Origin of the sequence: Saccharothrix sp. CB00851 (assembly GCF_001905065.1) — a bacterium.
GTDB lineage: Bacteria > Actinomycetota > Actinomycetes > Mycobacteriales > Pseudonocardiaceae > Actinosynnema.
Genome location: NZ_LWLC01000034.1, coordinates 1 through 26,917, shown reverse-complemented (window position 1 = coordinate 26,917; position 26,917 = coordinate 1). Strand labels below are relative to the sequence as shown.

The following is a 26,917-nucleotide window of genomic DNA, read 5'->3' as shown; positions in this document are numbered from 1 at the left end:
ACTCCGGCCGGTCGCAGCGCGTGACGGCGCGCTCACGGCTATGACCGAACTGGTACCGAACTAGTACCGGGAACCGGTTTTGCCAGCTAGAAGGATATTACCGGGCAAGTCGCTTTGATCTTGATTTCACGTGCTCGGTGATCGACAAAGACGGTCACAGTGGATCTTGTGACACCTGTGTCGCGGGCGCGATGATCGCCGGTACCTCTGCGGTACTAGTTCGGTACCAGTTTGGTTATCGGTTGGTACTACCCACCGTGGCGTCCTGGGCAAGTCGTTGATTCCGACTTGCTTTCGGGAGCCATTCCATGAGTTCACGTGAGGCTATTCCGCGCTCCGGTTTCGAGCGCGACTCCATGCCGCTGGACGCGGCGCGGTCGGCGTTCGAGTGGCTGGTCGCCGGACCGAATCCGGTGTCGGTGGACGGCCGGTTGTTCCCCGGTCTTCCGGCGCGCCGGGTGCCGCTGAACGAGCTACGCGACCGGCTGCTGCGCCGTCGCTGTCCGCAGACGCTGCGGGACGCGGCGTGGGCACACCTGGTCCTGCTCGCCCGCACCGAAGGCGGCGCCTGGACCGTCGGCGCGGTCGGTGTCGCGCTGCCCGCGCTGACCTCCATCGCCGCCACCTTGTCGGCGAAGTTCGCCGGTGACCCGAGCGACATCCACGCTGCGGTGCTCGCCGGTTTCGTCGCCGAGCTCGGCGAGATCGACCTGCGCCGTCCGCGCGTCATGTTGCGTCTGCGGTGGGCCGCCTACCGCGCCGGCCACACCGCCGTGCGCGAGGCGCTGGACGCTCCGGTGCCCTCGGGACACGGGTTCCGCTCGACGATGCCGCCGCCCCCGTGGGGCCATCCCGACTTCGTCCTCGCCCGCGCCGTGGCCGAGCACGCAATCACCTCCACCGAGGCCGAACTCATCGGCTCCACCCGGCTGGAAGGTGTGCCGCTGGCCGACGCCGCGGCCGAACGCAACCTCTCCTACCAAGCGGCGAAGAAGGCGCGCCAACGCGCCGAGCACCGCCTGGTCGCCTACCTGCTCGACGACACCACCGACACCCCGCACTCCGGTCCGCGCGAGGGCGACGTGGCGACCCAGGTGGCCGACGCGGTGACCATCACCGCCGCCGCCCAGCACTCGACCGCCACTGCCTCGCCGTCACGCAATGTCACTGATCTGGCGACGCGCACGGCGAAGAAAGTCGGCGACCGCGTGTCCCCGCAGGGCCGATTTTCCGGAGTTCAGGGGTGCGGGAGGAAACCAGCCACCCCCGCGCACACCACCTCTTCGCCCACGCCGCCGCGCGAGTCCACACAGCACTCGGCACAGCGGCCGTCGGGCACGACTCCGGGAGTGTCGCGATGCGCCTGACTCGTACCCCTGTTCGCCCTCACAACCCCCGCCGGCCCGGTGACAACCGGCCTCACCGCGGACCTGTTGTCGGTCGTCGCAAGGCGACCTCGCGGGCCCACACACCGACGTGCGCGGGCCCTCAGCGGCCAGCCCACGACGGCGATACACCTCCGACCTCTGGAGAGCGTAGCGACCGTCGCCGCAGCATCCGCCGACGTGTGTTGCTGGTCGCCGAACTGGTCGTGGTGGCGCTGCTGGCCTCCGGCGCGACGGCGCACGCCGACACGGTGGTCGTCGCGATCGCGGGCAGCGTCGACGAGGTCCTGACCAACATCCGCAACTGGCTGATGGGCATCCTCGCCGGGCTGGCGACGGTGTTTCTCACCATCGGGGGCGTCCGCCGCGTGTTCGGCGGCGGTGACCCCGGCGAGCAGGAGAAGGCCAAGGAGTGCTTCAAGGCGGCCGGGATCGGCTACGCCCTGGCCGCTCTCGCTCCACTGGTCGTCACCGTGCTCAAGGGCATCGTGGGGGCCTGACCGATGCGCCCGCCGAACAGGCCGGTCAGGTCTGCCCCACGCCGCACATCGGTCGGCCCTACCGTCGGCTCGCTGCACGCCACTACGCCCACCGCGCGACGCGGGTCGGTGTCGGCGGACCGCCGGGAGATGCTCGCGCCTCCGGCCGCGAGCTCCCGGCGGTCCCGCCGGACCGGGCGACTCCTCCGGTTCACGCGGAGCCGGGCACTGGTGGCGTTGGCGGTGAGCCTGGTCGTCCTGTTGGGCGGCACCCTCGCCTCGGCGGCGTTCGCTCCGGACTCGGGTACACCGGTGGCCCCGGCTGCTGCCGCGCAACCCGCACCGCCGACCAACCAGTTGCCGGTCCCGATCCCGACGGTCGATCCGGACCCTTGTGGTCCGGGCTCGCCGCCGCTGCCGATCTGCACGCTGCCCACGCCGACGACGACCACTCCAACCAAGCCGCCGTGCACCGGCGAGGGCTGCATCCCGCAGCCCGGTGCCACCACGACACCGCCGACCAACCCCGGCACGGGGCAGCCCGGACAGGGTGAGGAGCCCGAGGACGAGTGCGGGATCTCCGACATCGGTGCCTGCATCACCGAGGCCATCAACGCCTTCTTTCGGGGCATCGTCACCGAGGCACTCAACCCGCTACTGGACCTGCTGTCCAAGACGCTGTTGACCACGCCGATGCCGGACTCGCTGCCGCGCGTGGGCGAGCTGTGGGACAACTCCTGGCAGATCCTGCTCGTCTCCTACGGCCTGCTCGTACTCATCGCCGGAGTCATCGCGATGGGCTACCAGACCGTCCAGACCCGACACTCCATCAAGGAACTCGCGCCGCGCCTGGTGGTCGGGTTCCTGGCCGGCGCCTTGAGCTTGTGGGTAGCGACCAAGGGCATCCAGATCGCCAACGCACTCGTCGCGGCGATCATGGGCGGCGGGGTCGACGCGAACTCTGCGGGCGAGACGCTGCGCAACCTCGTGCTGGGCAGTCTCAACGGCGGCATCTGGATCATCTTCATCGGCATCTTCCTTGCCGGGATGCTCGTCGCGCTGCTCATCACCTACGTGGTGCGGGTCGCGCTGACCATCATCCTCATCGCCGGGGCGCCGCTGGCGCTGATGTTCCACGCCCTGCCCCAGACCGAGGGCATCGCCTACTGGTGGTGGAAAGCCTACGGCGGCTGCCTCGCCATCCAGCTCGGCCAGAGCCTGACCCTGATCACCGCGATGAAGGTGTTCCTCGCCCCCGGCGGGTTCACCATCTTCGGCCCGACCATGTCCGGGTTGGTCAACCTCCTGGTCGCGCTCGCGCTGATGTACATCCTGTTCAAGATCCCGTTCTGGGTGCTGTCGTCGGTGCGCGGCGGTAGCGGCCGGAGTGGTCTGATCGGGTCGCTGGTCAAGGGCTTCCTCGCCTACAAGACCTTCGGTTTGCTGGGCGGTGGCGGCGGGGGCAAGAGCCCGAAGCCTCGTCCCTCGGGCGGCGGCCGGGGCGGCAACGGCGGCGGAGGTTCCAGCGGCAGCGGAGGTTCGTCCAACCCGTACACCAACGCGCGCACCACCGCGAACGGGCAGTACGTGCTGCCGCTGCCCGGCGTGCGCCGGACCCGCCCGACGGGCAAGCCCACGCCGAAGCCGAAGCCCGGCCCGACTCCGAAGTCCTCTGGTCCGCAGGGCCGCCAGCTGGCGCTGCCCTTGGGTGACGACTGGCCGGAGAACAAGCCCGTGCTCGGCCGCGACGGGCAGTACCGGCTGCCCTTGGACGTCCAGCGCACGACGCCACCACCGGCCTCACCCACCGGGACGGACACCGGCGGCCGTCGCACCCGCACGGGCGGCGGCAAGCAGCTCGAGTTGCCGTTGGACCCCTACCGGGGCAACCGCCCGAACCGGTCCGGGCAGTACCCGCTGCCCCTGGACGGGGTGCGTCGAGTGCCGCGCCCGGCGAGTCCGCCGCCTCCGCCGAGCCCACGACCGAGTGGACGTCGGACAGTCCAGCCGGAGCTGCCCTTCGACCCGTACAAGGGCAACCGGGCGACCCGCAGCGGCCAATACCCGCTGCCACTGGATGGCGTGCGTCGGGCTCCCGCGCCCCAGCCCGCACCCGCTCCGCCACCGGCGCCCTCGCCTCGCCCCGCGCCGCGCACGGGACAACAGCTGCGGTTGCCGCTGGATCTACCCAAGCCACCTAAGCCGCCGACGACGCCGGTCTTCAGCTCACCACCGTCACCACCACCGGCACGGCCGAGCCCCAAACCAGGAGGTAAGACCTCATGACCGCTCCCGTCCGCATCCCGGCCGACGTCGACATGCACGACCGTGTCCTCGGGCCGCTGACCGCACGCCAACTGGCCATTCTCGCCGCTGCCGGGGCGGTGCTGTACCTGATCTGGGCGGCCACCCGTGCCATCATCCCGATCCCGGTGTTCCTGGCCTTCGCCGTCCCGGTCGGCGCCGCCTCGGCGATGCTCGCCCTGGGCAAGCGCGACGGGATGCCGATGGACAAACTGCTCGTCGCCGCGATCCAGCAGCGGGTCGCACCCCGGCACCGCGTGGCCGCGCCCGAGGGCGTGCGCCCGGCCCCTGCCTGGCTCACTCCGGACACCGACCGGACCGCAAGCCAGACAGCAGGTCGTCGCAAGGGCGGCAAGAGCAAGGCGAGGCCGTCCGAGCAGGTGTCGCCCTCGGCGTTGCGGCTGCCGGCCGAGGCTGTCACCGAGACCGGCGTGGTCGACCTGGGCGCCGATGGGCTGGCAGTGGTGGCGGTCGCCTCGACGGTGAACTTCGCACTCAGGACACCGAACGAGCAGGAAGCGTTGGTCGCCTCGTTCGGTCGCTACCTGCACTCGCTGACCGCGCCGGTGCAGGTGCTCGTGCGCACCGAACGGCTCGACCTCTCCGCCCAGATCGCCGAACTGCGGGAGCGCGCGGGCGGCCTGCCGCATCCCGCGCTGGAGGCCGCCGCAGTCGAGCACGCCGACTACCTGATCCAGCTCGGGCAGCAATCCGACCTGCTGCGCCGCCAGGTGCTGCTCGTGCTGCGCGAGCCGCTCGGCGTCGCGACCCCGACCGACGGGTTGGGCGGGCCCGGTCCGATGGCGGTGCTCGGGTCGATGGTGGGCAAGCGCGGCAAGCAGGCGGCCGGTCAGGTGGACGCCGGAACCCGGCGAGCGGCGGAGTCCCGTCTGGTGCGCCGTCTCGGCGAGGCGATCGAGTTGCTGTCGCCGGCCGGGATCGTCGTCACCCCGCTCGACGCCGGACAGGCCACAGCGGTGCTGGCCTCGGCGTGCAACCCCGACAGCCTGCTCCCGCCCTCGGCAGGGCTGGCCGGCGCGGACGAGGTCATCACCACCTCCGGCGCGGACCTCACCGAGGACGACATCGACGACAGCTCCTACTTCGCGCACACCACCACGGCATCCACCCACGCGCCGTCGAGGCAGTCGGAGGACAGCGACGAGTACGAGGACGACTGGGACTACGAGGACGAGGACGAGGACGAGAGGGGGCGGTCCTGATGGCCTCCCGCACACGCAAGACCCGTGCCAACCACAGGCCGGCCGCCCCGGCGACAGCCTCATCAGCAGCCGCCGCGTTCACCCCCGACGCCCTGTCGGTGGCCGCCCGGCACCTGGAGGTCGGCGGTGAGTGGGTCTCCAGCTTCGCCGTGGTCGGCTTCCCGCGCGAGGTGCACCCCGGCTGGCTGTCGCCGCTGCTGACCTACCCCGGTCGGCTGGACGTCTCGGTGCACATCGAGCCGATCGACCCCGCTACCGCCGCCTCCCGGTTGAAGAAGCAACTGGCGAAGCTGGAGGCCGGGCGGCGTCACACCGCCGAGCACGGCCGCCTGTTCGACCCCCAGGTCGAGGCCGCTACCGAAGACGCCTACGACCTGTCCTCAAGGGTGGCCCGCGGTGAGGGGAAGCTGTTCCGAGTCGGCCTGTACCTGACCATCCACGCCGCCACCGAGATAGCCCTCGCCGACGAGGTGGCCGCGCTGCGGTCGCTGTGCGCGAGCCTGTTGCTCGACGCGAAGCACACCACCTACCGGTCCCTGCAGGGCTGGGTGTCGACATTGCCGATGGGCCTGGACCTCATCGGGATGCGCAGGACGTTCGACACCTCGGCGTTGGCGGCGGCGTTCCCGTTCACCAGCCCCGACCTCCCTGCCCCGGACCCCACCTCGGTCGCGGCGCCGTCGGGTGTGCTCTACGGCTACAACGTCGGCTCCCAAGGTTTGGTGCACTGGGATCGGTTCGGCGACGGGATGCACAACCACAACTCGGTGATCCTCGGCCGCTCCGGCGCGGGCAAGTCCTACTTGGTGAAGCTGGAGCTGCTGCGCAGCTTGTACCGGGGGATCGAGATCGCGGTCGTCGACCCGGAGGACGAGTACGCCCGGCTGGCCGCGGCGGTCGGCGGCACCTACGTTCACCTCGGCGCGAGGCGTGCGCCTCAACCCCTTCGACCTACCGATCCATACCCGCGCCGACGGCCGACGCACCGCCCCGAAGGACGCGCTCGTGCGGCGCAGCCTGTTCCTGCACACCGTCATCGCCGTTCTGGTCGATGGGGAGCTGGAGGCGGCGGAGCGGGCGGCGTTGGACCGGGCGATCGCCGCGACGTACCAGAGCGTGGGGATCACCGCCGACGCCCGGACCTGGACCAGGCCGTCCCCGACCCTGCGGGTCTTGCGGGACCAGCTCGCGGTCGCCGGGCAGGCCGGCGACCGGGCCGCGGGCGAGCTGGCGGCGAGGCTGCACCCGTTCGTCGAGGGCGCGTTCAAGCAGCTGTTCGACGGGCCCAGCAGCGTCAACCCCGAAGGGCACCTGGTGGTGTTCAGCCTCCGCGACCTGCCGGACGAGCTGAAGGGCATCGGCACCCTGCTCACGCTCGACGCGGTATGGCGGCGGGTCAGCAATCCGGCGATCCGGCGCCCGCGTTTGGTCGTGGTGGACGAGGCGTGGCTGCTGATGAAGGAGAAGTCCGGGGCGGAGTTCCTGTTCCGCATGGCCAAGGCATCGCGCAAGCACTGGGCCGGGTTGACCGTGGCGACCCAGGACACCGCCGACGTGCTCGGCAGCGATCTGGGCAAGGCGGTCGTGGCGAACGCGGCCACCCAGATCCTGCTGCGGCAGGCGTCGCAGGCCATCGACGAGATCACCCAGACCTTCGACCTCTCCGCCGGGGAGCGTGCGTTCCTGCTCTCGGCCGATCGTGGCCAGGGCTTGCTGTCGGCAGGGACGCAGCGGGTGGCGTTTCAGAGCATCGCCTCGCCCACCGAGCACTACCTGGTCACCAGCAACCCAGCCGAACTCGCCGCGTACGCCGACACCGCCGAACCGGTCGATGAGGCCGAGGCCGCGTTCGTCGACCTGGGCTTCGACGGAGACGAGTTCGGCTCCGGCGACGACGACCAGGTCCACCTCGACGCCGCCTGATCCTCACGCACGACCACCTCATGCGCACCTCTCCCGTGAAGGGACTCGTTCATGCTGCCCCGAACACTGACGTGGGTACCGCCTGCCCCCAACCAGCCACCGGAACCACCTCTCCTCACCACCCCGCCCGCGCACTCGACGACGCTTGTCGCCGCCGGATGGATGGAGGACTACCTGCGCGATCCCGGCGGCGCACTACTCGCGCTGCTGGCCCGGCTGCGGGACCTCGCCCTGGACTGGGGCCCGATCGCGGCCCCCGTCCTCGCGGTGCTCATCACCGGGATCGTGCTCGGCCGGCGGTGGTGGGCCCGACGCTGCCACGAGGCGCTGCTGGCCGACGCCCGTCAGGTCACCGTGCTCGCCCCGCCGCAGGTTGATCCCGCAGGCGGGGCCGCGTTGTGGTCAAACCTGGTCGGGCTACTGCGCCCTGGGTGGCGGCGGGCGTTCACCGGCCAGCCGCACGTGGCGTGCGAGTACGTATTCTCCGAGGCCGGGGTCGCGATCCGCTTGTGGGTGCCCGGTGTCATCCCGCCTGGCCTGGTCGAACGCGCCGTGGAGGCGGCCTGGCCAGGCGCGCACACCCGCGTCGGCCCGGCCGAGCCACCGCTGCCGACGCCCGAGGAGGGGCAACGGCGCCTGGTGGTCGGCGGCGAGCTACGGCTGGCGCGACCCGAGGCGTTGCCCATCCGCAGCGACTTCGACGCCGACCCGATCCGCGCGCTGATCGGCGCGCCGGTCGGACTTGGACGTGAGGAGTACGCCTGCGTGCAGGTGCTGGCCCGCCCGGTCACCGGCCGCCGCGTCCAGCAAGCCCGCCGCGCCGCCCGACGAGTCCACACCGGCGGCTCGACCCGCCTGGTCGGCCGCCTACTCGACGCGATCACCCCCAGCACGGGCAGCCGCTCGCGACGTACGGCTTCGGCGTGGACAAAGACCGGGGCCTTGCACAGCGATCCGCAGACCTCGCTGGAATATTCCGCGCAGAATCGCGCGATCGTGGGCAAGCAGCGCGGCAGCCAGTTCGAGACGGTCGTCCGCTACGCCGTGGCGACCCTGCTGTCCAGCGATACCGACGACGCCGAGGTCCGCCGCGCGCGGGAGGTCGCCCGCGGACGGGCTCACGCCCTGGCTGCCTCGTTCGCCTCCTACACCGAACACAACCACTACACCCGTCACCGCGTCCGCAACCCCGGCCGTGTCATCGACTCCCGTCGTCTGGGGCGGGGAGACCTGTTGTCGGTGCCCGAATTGGCCGCAATCGCGCACCTGCCCACCGACGAGGCCATCCCCGGCATCCAACGCGCCGGAGCCCGAGCGATCGCGCCCCCACCGGGCATCGCCACACCGGGGCCGGAGGCCAAGCCGATCGGGGTCACCGACACCGGCCACCAGCGCCCCGTCGCCCTGCGCGTCCCGGACGCCCGCCACCACCTGCACGTCATCGGAGCCACCGGCTCCGGCAAGTCCACCCTGCTCGGCAACATGATCCTCGCCGACGCCGAGGCCGGCCGCGGGATCGTGTTGATCGACCCCAAGGGCGACCTCGTCACCGACGTCCTGTCCCGCCTGCCGCGCTCGGCAGCCGATCGAGTCGTGATCTTCGACGCCGACAGCAAGTCTCGGCCGCCGTGCCTCAACCCCTTGGACGGCGGGGAGACCGACTTGACCGTGGACAACCTCGTGTCGGTGTTCCGGCGGGTTTACTCGGCGTTCTGGGGCCCGCGCACCGACGACGTCATGCGCGCCGCCTGCCTCACCCTGCGCAGTCAGGAAGGCGTCGCCACCCTGGCGGACCTGCCCAAGCTGTTGGCCGACGAGGCGTTCCGCAGCCGGGTCACCGCCGGGATCACCGACCCCGTGCTGCGCGGGTTCTGGTCCTGGTACGAGGAACTCACCGACTCGTCGCGCTCACAGGTCATCAGTCCACTGATGAACAAACTCCGCGCGTTCCTGTTGCGGCCGTTCGTCCGCGACGCGATCGCGGGCGGTCACTCCACAGTGGACATGGGTCAGGTTCTCGACGGCGGGATCTGTCTGGTGCGCATCCCCAAGGGCTCACTGGGCGAGGAGACCACCCGGCTGGTCGGATCGTTGGTCGTCGCCCGGACCTGGCAGGCGACCACCGGGCGGGCGCGGACACCGCAGCGGCAACGCCGGGACGCCTCGATGGTGATCGACGAGTGTCACAACTTCCTGAACCTGCCGTATCCCATCGAGGACATGCTCGCCGAGGCCCGTGGTTTCCGGGTCGCGATGACCCTAGCCCACCAGCACCTCGGCCAGCTCCCCCGCGAACTGCGGGAGGGCATGTCGACCAACGCCCGTTCGAAGATCTTCTTCAACGCGAGCCCGGAGGACTCGCGCGAGCTGTCCCGCCACACCGCACCGCGGCTGTCCGATCACGACCTCGCCCACCTCGGCGTCTACCACGCCGCCGTGCGCCTGGTGCTCAACGGCGAGGAAGCTCAGCCGTTCACGATACTCACCCAGCCCCTCCCGCCCGCCGTTCCCGGACGGGCACGGGAGATCCGCGGCGTGGCGCGCCGCACGGCGCGGACTCGCGCGACCGAGGCCGCCACCGGCGGGTCCGCAACCACCGGCACCAGGCCGCCTCGCGGCCCGTCGCGACCCGCGAGCCGAAACGAGCCCGTCGCGCGCCCGCGTAGCGCCGACCCTCGCCGCAACGGCTGACCTCACCCTCCGCTCTTCCGCCCCGTCCATCACGCCCCGGCGCGCTTCGCGCCGGGGCGGTTTCGCCCTGCCCACCCGGAGGTGCCCAATGATCACCAATCCCACCCGCCAGCGCGCTCTGCGCGGCCACAAGCCGACCCGGCCCACCCCGCGTGTCGCGAACACCGCCGAGCACCAAGCCGTCCTGGCGTGGCGGCTGACCCCGCGCGACAAGTGGATCGCCCGGATGCTCTGGGAACACAAAGTCCTTACCGCACACCAGATCACCGCCCTGGCCTTTCCCAGCTTCCGCTCCGGGCGGATGCGGCTGCGTGAGCTCTACCTGTGGGGTGTCGTCGACCGGTTCCAGCCGTTCGTGACCCTCGGCACCGCGCCCATGCACTACGTCCTGGCGCCCGCCGGCGCGGCCGTGCTCGCCGCCGAGGACGGCCTGGACCTCAAGGAACTCGGCTACCGGCACGACCGGGTCTTCGGCGTCGCCCACAGCCTGCGCCTGGCCCACACCGTCGGCGTCAACGAGTGGTTCACCGCCCTGGTCGACCGCGCCCGCCACCCGCACCCCGGCGAACAGGTCGAGCTGGCGGCGTGGTGGTCGGAGACCCGCTGCGCCCGCCACTTCGGCGACTTGATCAAACCCGACGGCTACGGCCGCTGGAGGTACCACGACCAGCACGGTGGTCAGAGCAACGACCGGCAGGTGGAGTGGTTCCTCGAGTACGACTTCGGGACCGAGCCGCTGAGCAAGCTCGCCGGGAAGCTGGCCGGTTATGCCGCCCTCGCGCAAGCCACCGGTATCACCACGCCGTTGCTGGTGTGGCTGCCGACTTCGCGGCGCGAGGCCGCCGCCCGCCGGCTGCTGGCGAAGGCGTGGCGTGAGCTCGACGACCGGCGCTCGGTGCCGATCGCCACCGCGGCGGCCGAGCTGCTCAACCCCGAGGCCGTCCACCCGAGCCCGGCCGACGAGATCTGGCTGCCGCTCAACGCCCCTGCCGGAGCGTCCCGGCGAGCGCTGTCGGGATTGCCCGACGCCTGGCCGCACGTGCCTCCGCCGGTCACGCCCACCGAGGAGACCCCGGCGGGAGTCGACTCGCCGCAACCGATGTCGCCGCCGCCCTCGCCGATGCCGCCCACCGCGACCAGCCCACGGGCGCCACGCGGGGCGGGCCGGCCGGGGAGGTGGTGAGAGCGTGCTCGCCAAGATCGCCATCGGAGCCGCGGCCATCCTGCTGCTCATCCCCGTCATGATCGGCCAGAGCGTGAGTGCCGTGGTGGACGCGCTGTTCGGCAACTCCTCGAACACCACCATCGACTGCACGACACCGATCGCCGACATCCCGCCCGAGTACTGCCTGCTCTACGTCACCGCGGCCCCGGACTGCCCCGGCCTGGACTGGACCGTGCTCGCCGCGATCGGCAAGGTCGAGACCGACCACGGCCGCCTGAAGGCACCAGGGGTGACCGAGGGCGAGAACTTCGCCGGGGCCGGCGGGCCGATGCAGTTCCTCGCCCCGACCTTCAACGGCGTCATCGCCGCACACCAGATCCCACCCGGCGGCGCCAGCCCGCCCTCCCGGTACAACCCACACGACGCCATCCACGCCGCCGCCTTCCTGCTCTGCGACAACGGAGTACGCCGAGGCGACCTACGGGCGGCGATCTTCGCCTACAACCACGCCAACTGGTACGTCGACAAGGTCCTCGAACAGGCCGCCAAGTACGCCGAGGCCGCCGCGACCAGCGTCGGTAACGGCGACTGCAACGCCATCCAAGCCCCCAACGCCATCACCCTCGCCGCGATCAACTACGCCTGCGGGCAACGAGGGCTGCCCTACGTGTGGGGCGGCAACGGCCCCGACGGCGGACACGCGGGCTTCGACTGCTCCGGACTGACCAAGGCCGCCTACGCCGCCGCCGGAGTGACCCTGCCCCGCACTGCCCAGACCCAGTACGACGCTGGCCCGCGCGTCCCGGCCGGACAGCCGCTGTTGCCGGGCGACCTCGTCTTCTACGGCACACCCGGCAACATCCACCACGTCGGCCTCTACATCGGCGGCGGACTCATGATCAACGCGCCGACCTTTGGGCAACCGGTACAGATCGACAACTACCGCTACAACGGCGACGACTACGCAGGGGCAACCCGCCCGGCGGCCTCTATCGCGGCGTGAACGGTTCGGGTTCGCCCATGCCCGCACCGACCTTGGCGGCGAAGGGCTGGCCGTAGTGGTCGACCAGCACAATCCGCTGGGTGAACAGCGGTGGCGAGACGGTATCAAGGGTGATGATGTTGTGGTCGCTGGCCAGCTCGAACAGCGTGTTCATCACCTCGCGGCTGGTGGTGCGGTCCGGGTCGGTCTCGACTGACAGGCCCTCGACCCGGATCTCCAGCAGCCGGTGCTGGGGCAGCACGGTGATGCGGGTGTGGACGTGGTCGGGAAGACCGCCGTCCTCGCGTAGCTCGGCGATGTCGGCGGACAGTGCCACGGCGATCGCCTCCAACCGGTAGCCGCGTTCGATCTCGACCCGCGCGCCCCACACGACCTGTAGGTCCGCCGGAACGTCAGGTTCAGCCATGACGAGTCCTTCGTGAGTGAACACCGTCGGACCGCCCACCCACAGTCGGGCGGTCCGACACGGCGTTGATGACTCGGAGTGATGTCGAGTGGTGCGTGGGGCTACCTGTCCCGCCGGGCACGGAGTTCGGCGCGCAGGTCGGCCAGGAAGCGGCCGTCGGAGGTGCGTCGCCACGCGCTCCAGCCGTGGTGGTGCTTGCCGCTCAGGACGGTCGCGGCGGCCGACGGGGTGGCGAAGACCCGCTCGCCGTCCGCGAGCAGGAAGGTGCCGTCGATCCGCAGTCGAGCGGTGTGGCGCACCTCGCCCGCGCAGCGTTCCCACACGAGTTCCTCGCCGTAGGTCACCAGGTCGGCCGACATCAGGTCGCTCAGGACCGTTCCCGCCCAACGCAGCGGCGAGGATCCGGGGCGTTCGGAGGTCAGCACCGCCTCCCGGCTGAGCGTCTCGGCGGCGTCGATGTAGAGCCGCATCGCGGCGGCGACTGCGGGCGCGAGCGTCCACGGCCAGCGCTCATCCACTCCCGCCCAGCGCCCGATGGGCATCCACCGGCCTCGGTAGGCCAGCAGCACCTCCACGTCGGCGACGTGGTTGTCGTCCGGCGTACCGAGGTCCTGTTCGGGTGGGAGTGGGCGGATGACGAGGTCGCCGTCGTGGAGATCGGCGGGTGGCTGATCGGCGAGCCAGCTCCCGGCGAACAAGGCGACCTGTCCGGCGGTGTCGGGATCGACCTCGCCAAGGATGTCCACGGCGAGCACGAGCATCGCCCAGGCGTTGTCCGGGACGCGCATCGGTGTGGGGCCCAGCGACGGCACGAGCACGGTCGCGTCGGCGGGCAGCCCTTCCCACCGCAACAACGCCGACTCTTCGTCGTCTTGTGACGGCGCGGGATGCATCGCGGGGTCGTCGGGTGGCAGAGCGGTGTTCGGCACGGCAGCGGCGTGCTGGTGGGGCGGAACGGCATCGGAACCGGCGGTCATGGCGGTGCCCTTCAGATCGGGGTGGTCGCACGGTGGGAGTGGTGTCATCGGCGCAGGACGTTCACGCGCTCGCCGCCGAGCAACGGCTTGTCCTCCGGACCGGCGAAGTGCGGGTCGATCCAGATCGGGCGGTGATCGTTGCGGCTGGGGTAGTACTGGTTGCGCCAGTGCCCGCGCACGATCCATCGGTGCCGGTACTCCCGCGTGCCCTTCCCGAAGTCGTCGTCGGGGCGATCGGAGGGCTCGGTGCGGGCACGCCGCAGGTCGATGTAGCGCACGGTGGGATCGAGCACCGGGTCAAGGCGTTCGATCCGACGCCGGGCAGCACGAGGCGCGGCCATCTGTTCCGAACGCACCAACGTCTGACCCATCAGCAGCCACGTCGCGAGAATGGTGCGCTGCAAGGCAATCCTGGCTTCAACGTCGCTAGAGGACTCGGCTTCGGACACCCAGCCCGGCCAGCCCTCCATCTCGGTGAACTCCATCGGTGTGAGCGCGCACCACTCGTACCCGTGCGGCGGGACAAACGACGGCGGCACTGGGGCACGTTCGAGGTTCGGCAGGAACGTGGCGAGAACGTGGTCGGCCGTTTGATCAGCGACCTCATTGCTGTCGGAGGGCTTGTTCTCCGGCGTCGGTTCGGGCAGGTCGCGCGCGGCGGCCGTTCTCGCTCGCTCCAGCACTTCATCACGGGGTAGCTGCGCGAGGGTGCGTCCGATACGGACGATGCCTTGCTGGGACGGGGAAGTCGTCGCCCAGGTATGCACCCACAAGCCGCCGCGCCCCGGACCCCACGAGACAACCGAGACCGCGTTGTGGCGTGCGGCAGCCGTTCCTTCCACAGGCGGGTGTTCGTAGACCATGACCCCGATCTGCGCGGGCAGGTCTTCGGGGTGCAGCCGGTAGTCGGTCAGCGTGTCGGCGGCGTGACGCGCGAGGTCGGTCATGTCGGCGGAGACGTAGAACAACTCCGCCGCCGGAAATTGAACCGCCAGCGTCCCGGCGATGGTGGCTCCCACATCGTCGACACGGTCGAACACCCGTGATTCGGTGGCACCGTCAGGACTCGGCCCCAGGAAGAAGCGGAACCAGTTGCCCGCGCCGTCAAGCGTGGGGTCGCGTGCCCAGTCAGTCATGCGTGCGCGGATCTCGGGCACGTCCCGCGCCGTCACGGCGATCACGTCGCGCTCCTGCGTCCCGTGCCCTCGCCGATACATCCAAGCCGCAAGTCCGAGCTGTGGGCGCCGCGGTCCCGCTGCGGCCGGCGCGCGGGTGTAGCGAGTTCGTTCAGGTCGCGCATTCGGTCAACCCCCTTTGGTTCCAACGGTTTGTGGTCGGGTCGACGTGTATGGACGCTTCGTGCGCGCGGAGGTGTCAACGCCCGTGGGCGGCATAGGCGCGAAGTGGACCGGTTTGTACTAACGACGTGACGCGACGCGGCGTACGTCCACAGGAGACAAGGGGTTTTTGATGTACCGCTTGACTTCATGCGCCGAAGGAAGCGTCCATAGTCGTGCGGCCCAACACACCACCGGATGCGCACCGGGGGCCGCACCCGCTCCGGCCGGGGCATGACCACCCAACCTGACCCGTCACCAATGCGAGGTAGTCATGTCCATCAATCGCACCCTTCGAGCCGTCCCGACTCCGGCGACCGACCCGGCGAAGCCGCGCACGGAGACCGAGGAGAAGCTGTGGCAGGCGCTCCGGGACAACCCCGGCAGCACCGCCACCGCCCTGTCCACCGCCGCCGGAATCGGCAAGTCGACCGCACCCAAGATCCTCACCCGCTGGGAGAAGGACGGCCTCGTCGCCCGCACCGCCGGGATCGCCGACGGCGGTTCCCGTCCCGCCGACCGCTGGTCCATCACCACGGACGACCAGCCGACCGACGACCAGCCGACCGACGACCAGCCGACCGACGACCAGCCCACGGACGACCAGCCGACCGACGACCAGCCCACGGACGACCAGCCGGGGAAGCAGTCGGAGAAGTCTCAGCGGTTGGCACCGGGGGCGTTGCGCGGCATGGTCGAGGACTACCTGCGGGACAACTCGGGCGAGTTCAGTCCGAACGCGATCGGCAAGGCGTTGGACCGATCCTCTGGTGCGGTACACAACGCGCTGGAGAAGCTGGTCGAGAGCGGCTACGCCGTGCGAACCAGTGACAAGCCGAAGAAGTACTCCCTCGCCGCGACGACTGCGGCGACAACGGAGTAGCCGTCCCCGGTGTCGGGCGGTCCATCTCGTCACGTGCCTCCAACGGATTATCGTTGGGGGCACGACGGCGTCCGGGGGTTTCCCGTTCGTAGGTAGGGGTTTTCGGGGTTGTATGTCGCCAACGGCGGGCGGGGACTGACAGCAGGGGACGACCCCTATCCGGTTCGATCGTGGCTGTCGTGATCGGGTAAATCGTTGACGTGCTTGATAATTCGATGACGCGGAAGTAGCCGCTGACCCTTGTCGCGTTGGGGCGAGCCGATAGCAGGTGAACAGGCGCGCCCTACTTCCCGCAAGAATTTCCCGCACCGGTTCGTGCCGCAGCGAGTTAGGGAGCCCCCCGTGGGGCACCATGCGGATGTTCACCCCGAGCTCGTGCCTCTATAGCCCTCTCTCGGCGCAAACCTTGGCCTCGGCCGGCGAAACTCAAGGGCCGGGGGCCTTTCTCGGGGCCGGGCCGTTCAACGGAAAGGCGAGGCGAGGAGGCGTTGCGGGCCGCAATGTTGTGCGGGTCGATGCTGGCACGGCGGTGTCCGTATGGGCTGGTCGTGAAGGCCGACCAGCGACCCGTTGGGGGTCGCTGGTGGGTGGGGCGTGCGTGGCCGCCCCGCTGGGGTTGGGTGGGTGGTGCGGATTGGCTAGGAGACGGCGTCCCATTGTTGGGTGGCGGGGTTCCACGTCGCCTCGGTGAGAAGCCGGTTGAGGTCGGGTAGGCCGGGGCCGATCATCCAGCCGAGGCGTTCGCAGTCGGTCTCGCCGGGCCAGCGGCCGGACCAGGTGTCCTTGCCGCAGTCGTGTTCGTGCTCGCAGCTCAGGCGTTGAAGTCCGGTGCGCAGGCACCTGGCCACGTCGCAACCCTCGACGTGTGGCTGGCCGATGGCGACCTCGCAGTACGGGCACTGCGGCCGGGGTGCGGAGAGGTCTAGGAGGTCGGGCATGTGCTGTCGTGCCTTTCGGTCGGGTCCTGGGCGGGTTCGGGTGGGGCGTGCCCGGTCGCTGCGGGTCGTTGTGGCGGGTGGTCAACTCGCGGCATCGCGTAGCTCCAGATGCGGCCGGTGATCACCCACGCGCGACCTCGGTCGAAGAGGTAGATCCAGTCGGTGCTGCGGCTGTCCGGCCATGACCACGGCCAGCCGTCGCGGGGGTGATGACTTTGTCCGAGGTCCTGTTCGGTGAACACGTCGAGCAGGTCGAGTATGGCGTCGGCAAACGTCGTCGGGTCGGTGGCTTCCAGCATGAGTCGACCGGAGTCGAGGGCCCGCAGGGTTTCGGGGTCGGCGTTGCCGTGGATGGCTCCAAGCCAGCGGGCACAGCGTCCGGTTTCGTCGTAGAAGTCGGCGGTCGTGGGGATCATCGGCCGTGTGCGCGTTCGACGTCGGCGGGGTGTGGGAAGTAGCAGTCCTCGTCGCACTCCTGCGCGCCCCGGCTGGTGATGAAGGGGCAGTCCTCGCGGTGGTGTTTGGTGAAGGTGACGCTGCCGTCCGGGTGTTCGATGATGTGCAGCGCACCGCCGTGGGTGTAGGCCCAGGTGATCTCGTCGGGGTCGATGCGGTGCTCGGCGTCGTAGCCGTAGCTGGTCGCCAGGAGCGCGCTGATCGCGCCGTGCAGGTGCGGCGAGAGGGTGCGTGTGGTCGGCGGGGTGGCGAGGATCTTGGCGGCGCGCTGGAGGAGGCGTTCGGTGACGGGGCTGAGGAACCGGGCGGGATCGTCGATGTCCGGTCCTGGTGTCGGGGTGTTGTGCCACCAGTCGCTGGGCGCGTCGGCGGCGAGGCTGGTCCAGGTCATCTGGTCGTTGAGGACCTCGGCGACGGCGCGGCTTGTGTTGAGGTACTGGCCTCGTTCGACGTGGGCTCGGACGGTGCGTCCGGCGATCTCGACGGTGCGGGTGTGGTGGTAGCGCTGCGGGCTGGTGCCGGTGGTCTCGTCTCGTTCGGTCATCGTGCTGGTCATCTCGGAGTCCTTCCGGGTGGTCGGTTCAGCGACGGGCGAGTTCGGTGCGCAGGTCGGCCAGCAGGCGGTTGTCGTGAGCGCGTCGCCACAGGTGCCAGCCGTTCGCGGTGAAGTCGCAGAGGTGGGTGGCGAGGGCGTTGACGGTCGACACGGCGAACTCGTCCGGCCCGTGGTGGAGAACCCCGCCTGCCTGGACGGTGGCGGTGTGCTCGTCGAGCACGATCTGGTCGCCCTCGGTGAGCAGCCCGGCCTCGAGCAGCTCGGCGAGGCCGTCTGGTACGCGGCGAGGCGCCGAGGCCGCGGGCTCGCCGGCAAGGCCCAGTCCGCGCGAGAGCCAGTCGGGCATCGCGGCTGCGATCGGCCCTGTCAGCGTCACCCACTGCGCGTCTTGAAGGGCGGCGTCGGCGAGATAGCGCATGTGCACCAGCACCGTCATGGCGACCTCATGCGGCCAGCGCGCATCCACCGCCTCCCACGTCCCCACGGTGCGCCACTCGCCCCGCATCGCGACGAGAACCTCGACATCGGTCAGTGCGGAGTCGGTGGTCGAGGTGTGCGGGCGCACCACGACGTCCCCGGCGTGCAGGATGGCGGGCGGCGGCTCGGGTAGCCACACCCCGGCGAGCAGGGCGGCGGTGTCGGTGTGCGCGGGGTCAGGTGCGGGGGCGTCCCCGGTGTAGCGGACCGGGGCTCCGGCGGCGTCGGTGGTCCGCACGGCGACCACGACGAGCCCCCACGCCCCGGAGGGCGGGCGCATCGGCACGGCGTGCGGAACGGTCGATGCGAGCAACACGGTCTCGGGTGGCAGAGTGCCGGGAATTGTCGGCGTCGTCGCGCCGTGGTGCGTGGTCACAGCTGTCCTCCAGCGGGTGAGTGGTGTCCCCGAGGTGTGGCCTGATGGTTCGAGGTCACCGGGGTGGGCGAGTCGCGTCCCGAAGGAGCTGGTCGATCTCGTGCTTGGGTGCGGTGAGGATGGTGGTCAGCACGATGACGGCGGAGCCTTCGTCCAGCGGCCGGACGGGAGTGCCGTCGACGGTGAGGTCGTGACCGTCGGCGGTGACGATCCGCCAGTCCCGTTGGCGGATGCGGTCGGCGCAGTAGTAGCTGCCGACGAGTACGCCGTCGCGGGTGACGGTGCCGTACAAGATCTGTTGCGCGTCGGCGGGGTCGTAGACGATCGCGGTCACCGTGCAGCCGTTCTCGGTGAAGCTGCGCGCGACGACTTCGGCCTCGTGCGGGTTGGGGGTAGTCATCGGCCTTCTCCTTCGGTGTCGTGTCGGATGTCGTGCGGGTCGGTGAGGCACTGTCCGGCGGCGGTGGGCAGTCCGGTAGCGGGGTCGCGCATGGGCGGGAGCGGGACCGAGGGCGGGTCGGCGGGTGCGCGCAGCCACGCGTGGATGTCCGGGGGTCCGATGTCCTCGGCGGGTTCGCGGGGGTTGCGTGGGTCAAGCGGTTCCCAGCGCACTCCGCCGCCGACCGTGAGGAACACGCCGGGAACGGCGGGGTCGAAGGCGACGATCCAACTGCTCACGTGGCTGGTCGCCCACGGCCACGGCCACCCGTTTCGGCGGGGGTAGGCCGTGCCGAGTTCCTCGGTCTCCCACACGATGAACAGGTCGGCGACGGCCGCGCGGTAGGTGGGCTCGTCGGTCGCGGTCAGCGCGAGGCGTCCGGGCGGAACGCGCAGGAGGTTCTCCGGTTCGCATTCCCATTGCAGGGAGCCGAGCCACTCGGCGTCCTGGCCGCGCCCGAGGTAGAAGTCGGTCTTGGTCGACATGACCTCAGCTCCACCGACCTTTGGCCGGCGCCTCGCGCCGCGGCCTCGCCGGCCGAGGGCAGCTCCGGAGCACGGTCGAGGTCGTGGTCATGCTGTCCACCCGAGGGCGTCGGCGGCGATCTCGGGCAGGTAGCCGACCTGCTCACCGATTCCAAGCCACACCACGGGCGGGTCGGTGGGCCGCACGCCCCACGACTCGGCGTCGTCGGGCGTGCACACCACCCGCGCGAGCATGTGCTCCATCGGGTAGCCGGGTTGGGCGGCGACCCGTAGCGGCGTGGCGGGGTCGTAGCCGGACAGGGCGGCGATCAGGTCGCCCACGGTCCGGGGGTGTTCGTGTGTCATGGCGGGTCACCTCGTGGTCGTGGGTTGGTGCGGGTTGGTGGTCCGGGGCGGGGCGTCCCGCCCCGGACCGGTGGGGCTAGCGGGCGATCGCGCGGAGGGCGGCGGTGGCGGCGTGCCCGATGGCGCGGGCGGTGGCGGCGGGGTTGGTCAGCACGTGCACGGTGGACCCGTCGAGCGGGGTGTCGCTGGTGCTGGTGGTCAGCCACAGCACGGCGCACCCGGACGCGCGCAACCGGTCGAGTTTGCGCTGCCCGTCGATGCGGGGCTGGTAGCGGTAGTCGCCGTCGGACACGATGACCAGCAGCCGTGCCGCGCCGGGGCGGGACAGCCCGAGTGCACCGTCGAGGGCGTCCAGCGCGACCGGGATGTCCTCCCAGTTGTCGTTGGACTCGAACTCGGTGACCTCGGCGGGCAGGCGTCCGGGGTGGGTCAGCGGGCGCACGTGGTGCCCGAAGATCACGCTCGCGGTGTCGGTGGGCACCCTGGTGTGGCGGGCGGCGTTGGCCAGAATCCACGCCGCCGAGGCCACGTGCGCGCACGCCCACCGCATCGACCCGGACACGTCGCACGCCACCCCGACCCGCAACGGCGGGACGGTGACCGGGGTGCGGGTGGTGCGGGTGAACGGTTCGGCGGTGACCACCGCCCCGGCGGCACGTTGGGCTTCGGCGGCACGCACCCCGCGCATCCGCAACCGACCCGGCGGGACCTGCGAGGTGGACTTCACCGCGACCCGTTCCCGGACCCCGGCGGTGTCCAACGCCCGCGCCAACACGCGCGCGGCGGTGCGCTCTTCCGGGGTGGGCGGGCGGGTGCCCGCGAGCTGGGTTTTCCCGGTGCGGGGACCACCTGCGGCGAACACCCGCCGCGCGGCCTTCTGTGCCTCCTTCTGGGCGGCGTCGGCTTTCGCCTTTTCGGCGGCGGCGACGGCGGCGGGGTCTTCGGGTGCCTTCTCCCGCGCCACCTTCGCCGCCACCCCGTTCAGCACGGCGGCGATCGCGTCCGCCAACGGCGACGGGTCGGCGGGGGCGTTGCCGCTACCCGTGCCGGGGGTGCCGCCGGACGGGTCGGGGGTGCCGGACGGGTCGGGTGCCGCGCCGGGGTCCGGGTCGGCGGGGGTGTTGGGGTCGGTGTCCGGGTCGGTGCCGAGGATCTCGCACCACTGCCGCCCTAGGGCGAGCATGGTCTCGCCGTCGTCGTCGGCGGTGCGCAACGCCGTGCGCCACACCGCCCGCAACTTGCCCAACGTGTCGGCCCCGAGCACGTCTTCGATGACACGGGCGACGGGGGCGACCTCGGTGCGGGTCAGGACCCCGCCGTCCGCGCGTCCCAGCAACAGTGCGGCGGTGTGGGCGGCGTGCGCGGAGGTCATTTGCGGGGCGGTGGCGGGGTCGGCGAACAGGTGCAGGTCGGCGGCGACGATGCCCTTCACGCACGCCCGCAACCAGTGCCGGTCGTCCGGGCGGCGGCGGACCTGTGCGGCTTCCATGCGCGGCTCTTCCAGCAGCATGGCGGCGGCGACCACGCCAGGCGGGGCGTCGTCCGGGGGTTCCCAGGCGGTGTGTTTGGCGTGCCCGCATTCGTGGGTCAGGGCACCCCACGCCGGGGCGTAGCGGGGGCGGTCGGACAGGTTCGCAGGGTCCACGGTGGCGGGGTCCACCCCTAGGTGGTCGCCGTCGACCTCGATGAGCGCGCGGGCGGGGTAGAAACACGCCGGGGCACCCCCGCCCGCGCCGGGTGCGACGGTGACCAGGAGGTCGTCGCGGTCGGCGATGATCGGGACCTCGTCGGCGAAGGCGGCGGACAGGGTCAGCCATTCCGGGCGGGCGGGGAACACGGCGGCACCGGTGGCGGTCGGGTCGGCGGTGAAGTGGGTGCTCACGGTTGCGGTCCTTTCGCGACGGTCGCGGTTCGCGGGGCGGGTTAGGTGGTCAGGGTTTCGGGGCGATGCGGGCACCGAGGGCAAGCGGGGTGACGGTGCGACCGAACGCGTCGCGCACCACGGCGGCGACGGTGGCGCGGTCCTCTTCCGGTGCGATGCCCACGAGGTTTCCGGCGGCGGCGTCGGTGCCCAACACGGCGGCGATCTTCTTGAACGCCAACAGTTCGCGCAGTTGGGGTGCCCATCCGACCTCGCCCCGTTCCTGCCGGGTGGCGAGGTTGCGCGCCACGCGCACCGCCTTCTTGTCCACGCCCAACTGGTCGGCGAGGTCGTAGTCGCTGGACACCTGAACCTGCACGGAGAACCGGGACGCGAGGGCGTCGGTGAGCACCGCCCCGTGCACGCCGGGGTTGTGTCCGGCGACCACGTAGAACCCCGGCGCGGCGTCCACGACCTCGCCGCCGTTGGCCTTGATTACGATCTGGCGGCGTCCGTCCATCGCGGGATAAACCACGGCGAGCACGGTCGGCGGGATCAGCGTGGCGTCGTCGATGAACAGCGGCACCCCGTCACGCATCGCGCGGACCAGCGGACCGTGCACGAACACGAACTCGCCGTCCGGGGTTTTGGTGTAGTCGCCCACGAAGTCGGCGACCACGGTGTCCCCGTCGCCCTGAACCGTGACGCAGTCCGGGAACGCCGCCTCCACCACCGACGTCTTACCCGTGCCGGGCGGTCCGTACATCAGGGCGGCGACCCCGGCGTCACGCAACCGCCGCAACGCGGTCACGTCCGGCATCCCGGACAGCAACCGGGGGTGGTAGTCCATCCCGTTGGGGCGTTTAACCGGACCGGTGACTACGCCCGCCGACCCGGCGGCGGACCCGCCCGCACCCGACGGGGCGGGCGCGGTGGTCGGTGCGTTGGTGGTCGGTGCGCTGGTCGTCGGTTTCGGGGTCTTCGGGCGGGGCGTGCGCGGTGGGGCGGGGGTGATCGTGGGCGCGGCGGCGGACGCCGTGGTCGCGGTCGCCCGGTAGGCCAGCGGGGACGTGGACGCGACCTCGGCTTCCCCCCGGTCCGCGAGCACCTTGCACGCGTTGCCGACCGCCCCGGATGACCGGTTCAGGGTGTGCGCGATGGCGCGCGGCGTGAGTTCCGTGCCCGCGTTGTCCGCGAGAACTTTGGCGACCATCGCGCGCAGTTCACCGTTGCCGAGCCGTTTCGGCGCGCCCGCCGGGGCGGTCGGCGTGGTGGTCGGTGCCGGGGCGGGTGGTGCGGCGGGCGGGGTGGGCGTGGTCATCGCGGGCGTTCCTTTCGGGTGTGCGGGGGCGGCGGGTTCAGGCGGCGAGCGCGGACTCGGCGGCGGTCTGGTGCCGTTCGGCGTCGGTGTCCGCCGCTTCCGGGGTGGCGTGGTCCGCCGACCATCCGCAGTAGCAAAACGCGGTGGCGGTTCCGTCGTCATTCGTCACGGTGTCGGCGTAACACATAATTGGCTCCCCGTTTTCGACATGGCTCGCGCCGGGTGTGGTATTCGGTGTTGTTTCCGGTTCCCCCGGTGACAATTCAATTATGACTCTGCGCCGCGCGTCATGCAATAGGTTTGGCAGCTCATTTTCAAGACTCTTTTCGATCGGCCGCCGCCGTCACCATTCCGGAATTGAGCCAGCGCGCGCCCGCGCATTTCCGGCCGAAATGCCATCGCGTTTCCGCAGGTCAAAGAGCACAACAAGCAGTGGGACGCGAGTAGGCAAACGAAAGCCGGCGACGCATGAGGAATAAAAAGAAAGGAGTTTGGAGAACATTAGGAGGGTAGGAATTAGGACGGAAAGAACGCAGTCACGAGGCAGGGGTGACGACGGGCCCGACAGGGCAGGCAGCCGGCCACCAGTCCGCCCCGATGTGTTCACCGGCTTGTGGCCAAGCGAGTCTGGGATACCAGCGGATCCCCCTACAGCCCCTCTGACCGGCGTCTTTGCTGGCCGGAGGGGGTGGCGCTCTAACAGGATCCCCAACCTGATCCCCAATGTGATCCCCCGTGTGAACCCCCAACGGATGTGCACAGGATCGCATCTGATGCGATCCCAAGTCGGTGCGGGAACGGTCGTGGCGATCGTCGCCGCAGAAGGTGCTCTACCTGGGCGGTAAGAGGTGTCGCGCGAGCTGCCGTCAGGACTGACGGCTCCTGGTCGACACGCACGCCGATGGTCGTCGCGACTGCCATCTAGCTGCGTGGTTGCGCCGATTATCGCATCTGATGCGAAGATGTCGCATCTGGTGCGAGCGGCGGAAGGCGACTGGTGGGCGAGGGAGAGCGACCGACGGCGGGCGCAACGGCGCTGCAGCTGGTCGACGGCCTGGTGTTCCTGCGGCCCGAGGAACAGGTTTTCGAGGCGATGCTGACCGGGTGGGAGCGTCAGCAGTCCGCGCGGAACCTGGCCGCGTCGACGATCGTGAACCGGGGCAAGCGGGTGCGTGGTTTCGTCGAGCACGTCAATGCTTTTCCGTGGCAGTGGAGTGCGGCGATGGTCGACGAATGGTGCGCCGACCTGCGCGGGATCAAAGGCGTGAGCCGGTCGAGCTTGCGGACCTATCAGCAGGCTCTGCGGTTGTTCTGCCACTACCTGACCGATCCCGCTTACGGGTGGGCCGGTGAATGCGAGCGGCGGTTCGGCACGCATCCGGTGCAGGTGTGCCATGAGTGGAACACCGCGGTGCACGTGCAGGACAACGAGTCCGAGCCGGCCAAGCGGGCGTTCACCCTGGACGAGATCCAGGCGTTCTTCGACTACGCCGACGACGCGGTGCCGCGGGTGCGGGACTCCGGCCGCAAGGGCTGGCTGGCGGCGTTCCGCGACGCCACCCTGTTCAAGGTCGCCTACGCCTTCGGCCTGCGGCGCACCGAGACGCGGATGCTGGACACCGCCGACCTCGCGCCCAATCCGCATGCCCGGGAGTTCGGCGAGTACGGGGTGCTGCACGTGCGGTTCGGCAAGGCCAAGCCCGGCAGTCCGCCCAAGCGGCGCAGCGTGCTGACCGTGTGGGACTGGTCGGCGGAGGTGCTGGAGGAGTGGGTCACCGAGATCCGGCCGCGCATGGCGCACTCGACCGGTCCCGCGTTGTGGCCCTCGGAGCAGTCGGCGCGCATCAGCGGCGCTGCGCTCAACGCCCGCTTCGCCACCTACCGCGACGCGCTCGGTCTGGAGCCAGGACTGGACTTCCACTCGCTGCGCCGCTCCTACGTCACGCACCTGATCGAGGCCGGCTGGGACCCGTTCTTCGTCCAGCAGCAGGTCGGTCACGAACACGCGTCCACCACCTCCATCTACACCTGCGTCTCCTCGGACTTCCGCACCCGCACCCTGCGCCGCAGCCTTGATGACACCCTTGCCTCGGCACTGACATCGACCACCGACGGCGGGAGCGCGCGATGAACGCGATGAAGAGGCGAGTCGGCTACGACTGGCGGCTGCGGGACCTGATGGCCGATCACGGCATGTTCTCCACCACCGAACTCGTTCCGCTGCTACGTGATCGTGGTGTCGAGTTGTCGGTCTCGCAGGTCCACCGGCTGGTCACCGGCACCCCGGAGCGGCTGTCACTGACGGTGCTGGCCGCGTTGTGCGACATCTTCGAGTGCAGCCCCGCCGAGCTGATCCACACCGAGGCCGCGAACGTCACCCGTCGCACCGCCACCGGATCGGCGGGCACGGCCACACCGCCGGCCGCTGAAGCCGGAGCGCTGCGACCTACCCGCGCTCGCATCCGTCCGCAGTGACCTCTCGAACCCGAACGCAGTGGGGCGAAACACGGCTCGCCGACAGCAAGTGCGTGCGCTGCGACCGCTTCTCCCGGCCCGCTGTCCGTTGGGAGGGACCGGTTTGCCGCCCGTGCATCAAACGCGCGACCCGTGACCGGGGCTGCTGCCCGAAGTGCGGCGACCACCGGTTGCTGCCCGGACGCGACGGCACCGGCCTCGCGATCTGCCGCGACTGCGCGGGCATCGCGCGCTCGTTCTTCTGCCGCCGCTGCGGTCATGAAGGACTGCTGGTCGGCGACAAGCTCTGCGAACGCTGCACCCTCACCGACCGCCTCACCACAGTGCTCGACGACGGCACCGGCCGGCCTCGCGCGGAACTGCTGCCGCTGCTGGAGAAGCTGCGCCTGACCGACACACCGCACAACGGCCTGACCTGGCTGGCCAAACCCGGCACCACCGAGCTGCTCACCGCACTGGCCACCGGCACCATCGCGATCAGCCACGACGCCCTGGCCGCCCACCCCGCCTGGCGCAAAGCCACCTACCTGCGTGAGCTGCTGATCACCTGCGGCATCCTGGCGCCGATCGACAAACAGCTCATGCTCTTCCAACGCTGGCTCACCACCCAGCTCGCCGACATCGCCGACGCCGAACACCGAGCTCTGGTGCAGCGCTTCGCCACCTGGAACGAGCTGCGGCGCCTGCGCCACAAGGCCGAGCAGGCACCGTTGACCCCGGCCACCGTCCGCGTCTCCCGCGAACGCGTCCGCCAAGCCGCCGCACTGCTGACCTGGCTCGACAGCAGCGGCCACACCCTCACCACCTGCCCGCAAGCCGACCTGGACAGCTGGCTCGCGGCCAACCCTCAGACCCGAAAGCCCGCTACGGCGTTCCTGCGCTGGGCGGGTCAGACAGCGGTCACGCCCCGGCGACGGCTCACCAGAGCACCACTGCCCGCGGCCACCATCCAGCCACGCCGACAGCAGCACGCACTGATCAACACACTCGTCACGGCCGACGACTGGCCACTGCGCGAACGCCTCGTCGCGCTGCTGGTACTGCTCTACGCCCAGCCTCTCAGCCGGATCACCCGCCTGCGGCGCACCGACATCACGATCATCGGTCCCGACGTCTTCATCAGGCTCGGCGACCCACCCGCCCCGCTGCCACCACCACTGGACGGCATGACCCGCCAACTCCTCGAACACCGCAACACCTACCGGGGCCCGAACGCCAACACCGACTGGCTCTTCCCAGGCAAATGCCCCGAGCAGCCCATCCGGCCAAGAACACTCAACAACCGCTTCTCCACACTCGGAATACCGATCCAACTCGGCCGAACCACCGCCTTGCGGGAACTCCTGCACACCACACCCAGCCCTGTGGTCGCCTCCATGCTCGGAATCCACCCCGACACCACCGCTCGAATA

24 protein-coding genes and 1 pseudogene are annotated in these 26,917 nt (G+C 70.6%); 12 read left to right on the top strand and 13 right to left on the bottom strand.

What is annotated here, in order from left to right; translation table 11 throughout:
- The first annotated feature begins 308 nt into the window (after positions 1–308).
- The 8 genes and pseudogenes from A6A25_RS28890 to A6A25_RS28855 all read left to right on the top strand — a co-directional run bounded on the left by A6A25_RS28890 (position 309) and on the right by A6A25_RS28855 (position 12,173).
- On the top strand, positions 309–1,367 hold the full coding sequence (locus tag A6A25_RS28890) for a hypothetical protein (protein WP_073895544.1): 1,059 nt from the start codon (positions 309–311) through the stop codon (positions 1,365–1,367).
- Positions 1,368–1,567: 200 nt separating this feature from the next.
- Positions 1,568–1,885: a pilin gene (locus A6A25_RS28885; protein ID WP_073895543.1), complete on the top strand. Its 318-nt coding sequence runs from the start codon at positions 1,568–1,570 to the stop codon at positions 1,883–1,885.
- A 210-nt stretch (positions 1,886–2,095) separates the two neighbouring features.
- Positions 2,096–4,150 carry a hypothetical protein gene (locus tag A6A25_RS28880; protein WP_241828972.1) on the top strand — a complete coding sequence of 685 codons (2,055 nt, stop codon included), beginning with the start codon at positions 2,096–2,098 and terminating at the stop codon, positions 4,148–4,150.
- Positions 4,147–5,391: a PrgI family protein gene (locus A6A25_RS28875; protein WP_073895542.1), complete on the top strand. Its 1,245-nt coding sequence runs from the start codon at positions 4,147–4,149 to the stop codon at positions 5,389–5,391. Before A6A25_RS28880 ends, A6A25_RS28875 begins: the two co-directional genes overlap by 4 nt.
- A pseudogene (locus A6A25_RS28870) lies at positions 5,391–7,314 on the top strand (VirB4 family type IV secretion system protein). Before A6A25_RS28875 ends, A6A25_RS28870 begins: the two are co-directional and overlap by 1 nt.
- Positions 7,315–7,476: 162 nt before the next feature.
- Positions 7,477–10,005 carry a helicase HerA domain-containing protein gene (locus tag A6A25_RS28865; protein ID WP_073895541.1) on the top strand — a complete coding sequence of 843 codons (2,529 nt, stop codon included), beginning with the start codon at positions 7,477–7,479 and terminating at the stop codon, positions 10,003–10,005.
- Positions 10,006–10,093: 88 nt separating this feature from the next.
- Entirely contained in the window at positions 10,094–11,188 is a 1,095-nt protein-coding gene (locus A6A25_RS28860; protein ID WP_073895540.1) for a replication-relaxation family protein, read from the top strand.
- A 58-nt stretch (positions 11,189–11,246) separates the two neighbouring features.
- Entirely contained in the window at positions 11,247–12,173 is a 927-nt protein-coding gene (locus tag A6A25_RS28855; RefSeq protein ID WP_073896132.1) for a C40 family peptidase, read from the top strand.
- On the opposite strand, the gene A6A25_RS28850 is transcribed toward A6A25_RS28855, so the two are convergent.
- The 3 genes from A6A25_RS28850 to A6A25_RS28840 form a co-directional block, all read right to left on the bottom strand.
- Positions 12,160–12,579 carry a hypothetical protein gene (locus A6A25_RS28850; protein WP_073895539.1) on the bottom strand — a complete coding sequence of 140 codons (420 nt, stop codon included), beginning with the start codon at positions 12,577–12,579 and terminating at the stop codon, positions 12,160–12,162. The genes A6A25_RS28855 and A6A25_RS28850 overlap by 14 nt on opposite strands.
- A 101-nt stretch (positions 12,580–12,680) precedes the next feature.
- Positions 12,681–13,556: a DUF4357 domain-containing protein gene (locus tag A6A25_RS28845; RefSeq protein WP_073896131.1), complete on the bottom strand. Its 876-nt coding sequence runs from the start codon at positions 13,554–13,556 to the stop codon at positions 12,681–12,683.
- A 44-nt stretch (positions 13,557–13,600) separates the two neighbouring features.
- Positions 13,601–14,737 (bottom strand): hypothetical protein, encoded by a 1,137-nt coding sequence (locus A6A25_RS28840; protein ID WP_241828971.1) that lies wholly within the window; start codon positions 14,735–14,737, stop codon positions 13,601–13,603.
- A gap of 430 nt (positions 14,738–15,167) precedes the next feature.
- Here A6A25_RS28840 and A6A25_RS28835 point away from each other — a divergent pair, with 430 nt between their 5' ends.
- Entirely contained in the window at positions 15,168–15,776 is a 609-nt protein-coding gene (locus A6A25_RS28835; protein ID WP_073895538.1) for a MarR family transcriptional regulator, read from the top strand.
- Between the two features lie 638 nt (positions 15,777–16,414).
- Here the strand turns inward: A6A25_RS28835 and A6A25_RS28830 are convergent.
- The 10 genes from A6A25_RS28830 to A6A25_RS46460 all read right to left on the bottom strand — a co-directional run bounded on the left by A6A25_RS28830 (position 16,415) and on the right by A6A25_RS46460 (position 23,199).
- On the bottom strand, positions 16,415–16,714 hold the full coding sequence (locus A6A25_RS28830) for a hypothetical protein (protein WP_073895536.1): 300 nt from the start codon (positions 16,712–16,714) through the stop codon (positions 16,415–16,417).
- On the bottom strand, positions 16,699–17,130 hold the full coding sequence (locus tag A6A25_RS28825) for a hypothetical protein (RefSeq protein ID WP_073895534.1): 432 nt from the start codon (positions 17,128–17,130) through the stop codon (positions 16,699–16,701). The genes A6A25_RS28830 and A6A25_RS28825 overlap by 16 nt, the downstream gene beginning before the upstream one ends.
- Complete coding sequence (locus A6A25_RS28820; protein WP_073895532.1) at positions 17,127–17,726, bottom strand: hypothetical protein; 600 nt, start codon at positions 17,724–17,726, stop codon at positions 17,127–17,129. Before A6A25_RS28820 ends, A6A25_RS28825 begins: the two co-directional genes overlap by 4 nt.
- Positions 17,727–17,751: 25 nt before the next feature.
- Positions 17,752–18,579 carry a hypothetical protein gene (locus A6A25_RS28815; RefSeq protein WP_073895530.1) on the bottom strand — a complete coding sequence of 276 codons (828 nt, stop codon included), beginning with the start codon at positions 18,577–18,579 and terminating at the stop codon, positions 17,752–17,754.
- Positions 18,580–18,634: 55 nt separating this feature from the next.
- Positions 18,635–18,979 carry a hypothetical protein gene (locus A6A25_RS28810; protein WP_073895528.1) on the bottom strand — a complete coding sequence of 115 codons (345 nt, stop codon included), beginning with the start codon at positions 18,977–18,979 and terminating at the stop codon, positions 18,635–18,637.
- Complete coding sequence (locus A6A25_RS44300) at positions 18,976–19,503, bottom strand: hypothetical protein (protein WP_073895526.1); 528 nt, start codon at positions 19,501–19,503, stop codon at positions 18,976–18,978. Before A6A25_RS44300 ends, A6A25_RS28810 begins: the two co-directional genes overlap by 4 nt.
- A gap of 87 nt (positions 19,504–19,590) precedes the next feature.
- Positions 19,591–19,848 (bottom strand): hypothetical protein, encoded by a 258-nt coding sequence (locus A6A25_RS28800; RefSeq protein WP_073895524.1) that lies wholly within the window; start codon positions 19,846–19,848, stop codon positions 19,591–19,593.
- Positions 19,849–19,924: 76 nt separating this feature from the next.
- A complete protein-coding gene (locus A6A25_RS28795) occupies positions 19,925–21,730 on the bottom strand; it encodes a hypothetical protein (protein ID WP_073895522.1) in 1,806 nt (601 codons plus the stop codon).
- Between the two features lie 49 nt (positions 21,731–21,779).
- On the bottom strand, positions 21,780–23,030 hold the full coding sequence (locus A6A25_RS28790) for an AAA family ATPase (protein WP_073895520.1): 1,251 nt from the start codon (positions 23,028–23,030) through the stop codon (positions 21,780–21,782).
- 37 nt (positions 23,031–23,067) lie between these two features.
- A complete protein-coding gene (locus A6A25_RS46460) occupies positions 23,068–23,199 on the bottom strand; it encodes a hypothetical protein (protein WP_274534349.1) in 132 nt (43 codons plus the stop codon).
- 828 nt (positions 23,200–24,027) lie between these two features.
- On the opposite strand from A6A25_RS46460, the gene A6A25_RS28785 reads away from it, so the two are divergent.
- The 3 genes from A6A25_RS28785 to A6A25_RS28775 all read left to right on the top strand — a co-directional run.
- Positions 24,028–25,161, top strand: a complete 1,134-nt coding sequence (locus A6A25_RS28785) for a tyrosine-type recombinase/integrase (RefSeq protein WP_073895518.1) — start codon at positions 24,028–24,030, stop codon at positions 25,159–25,161.
- Positions 25,158–25,505: a helix-turn-helix domain-containing protein gene (locus tag A6A25_RS28780; RefSeq protein ID WP_380736079.1), complete on the top strand. Its 348-nt coding sequence runs from the start codon at positions 25,158–25,160 to the stop codon at positions 25,503–25,505. The genes A6A25_RS28785 and A6A25_RS28780 overlap by 4 nt, the downstream gene beginning before the upstream one ends.
- A gap of 170 nt (positions 25,506–25,675) precedes the next feature.
- Positions 25,676–26,917: hypothetical protein (locus A6A25_RS28775; RefSeq protein WP_073895516.1), on the top strand; the 1,242-nt coding region annotated here is incomplete at its 3' end.

Bases quoted from the DNA above. Each gene is read 5' to 3' on its own strand.
- A6A25_RS28890 (WP_073895544.1), top strand. From the start codon at position 309: ATGAGTTCACGTGAGGCTATTCCGCGCTCCGGTTTCGAGCGCGACTCC.
- A6A25_RS28875 (WP_073895542.1), top strand. From the start codon at position 4,147: ATGACCGCTCCCGTCCGCATCCCGGCCGACGTCGACATGCACGACCGT.
- A6A25_RS28865 (WP_073895541.1), top strand. From the start codon at position 7,477: ATGGAGGACTACCTGCGCGATCCCGGCGGCGCACTACTCGCGCTGCTG.
- A6A25_RS28860 (WP_073895540.1), top strand. From the start codon at position 10,094: ATGATCACCAATCCCACCCGCCAGCGCGCTCTGCGCGGCCACAAGCCG.
- A6A25_RS28855 (WP_073896132.1), top strand. From the start codon at position 11,247: ATGATCGGCCAGAGCGTGAGTGCCGTGGTGGACGCGCTGTTCGGCAAC.
- A6A25_RS28850 (WP_073895539.1), bottom strand. From the start codon at position 12,579: ATGGCTGAACCTGACGTTCCGGCGGACCTACAGGTCGTGTGGGGCGCG.
- A6A25_RS28845 (WP_073896131.1), bottom strand. From the start codon at position 13,556: ATGACCGCCGGTTCCGATGCCGTTCCGCCCCACCAGCACGCCGCTGCC.
- A6A25_RS28835 (WP_073895538.1), top strand. From the start codon at position 15,168: ATGTCCATCAATCGCACCCTTCGAGCCGTCCCGACTCCGGCGACCGAC.
- A6A25_RS28830 (WP_073895536.1), bottom strand. From the start codon at position 16,714: ATGCCCGACCTCCTAGACCTCTCCGCACCCCGGCCGCAGTGCCCGTAC.
- A6A25_RS28825 (WP_073895534.1), bottom strand. From the start codon at position 17,130: ATGATCCCCACGACCGCCGACTTCTACGACGAAACCGGACGCTGTGCC.
- A6A25_RS28820 (WP_073895532.1), bottom strand. From the start codon at position 17,726: ATGACCAGCACGATGACCGAACGAGACGAGACCACCGGCACCAGCCCG.
- A6A25_RS28810 (WP_073895528.1), bottom strand. From the start codon at position 18,979: ATGACTACCCCCAACCCGCACGAGGCCGAAGTCGTCGCGCGCAGCTTC.
- A6A25_RS44300 (WP_073895526.1), bottom strand. From the start codon at position 19,503: ATGTCGACCAAGACCGACTTCTACCTCGGGCGCGGCCAGGACGCCGAG.
- A6A25_RS28800 (WP_073895524.1), bottom strand. From the start codon at position 19,848: ATGACACACGAACACCCCCGGACCGTGGGCGACCTGATCGCCGCCCTG.
- A6A25_RS28790 (WP_073895520.1), bottom strand. From the start codon at position 23,030: ATGACCACGCCCACCCCGCCCGCCGCACCACCCGCCCCGGCACCGACC.
- A6A25_RS28780 (WP_380736079.1), top strand. From the start codon at position 25,158: ATGAACGCGATGAAGAGGCGAGTCGGCTACGACTGGCGGCTGCGGGAC.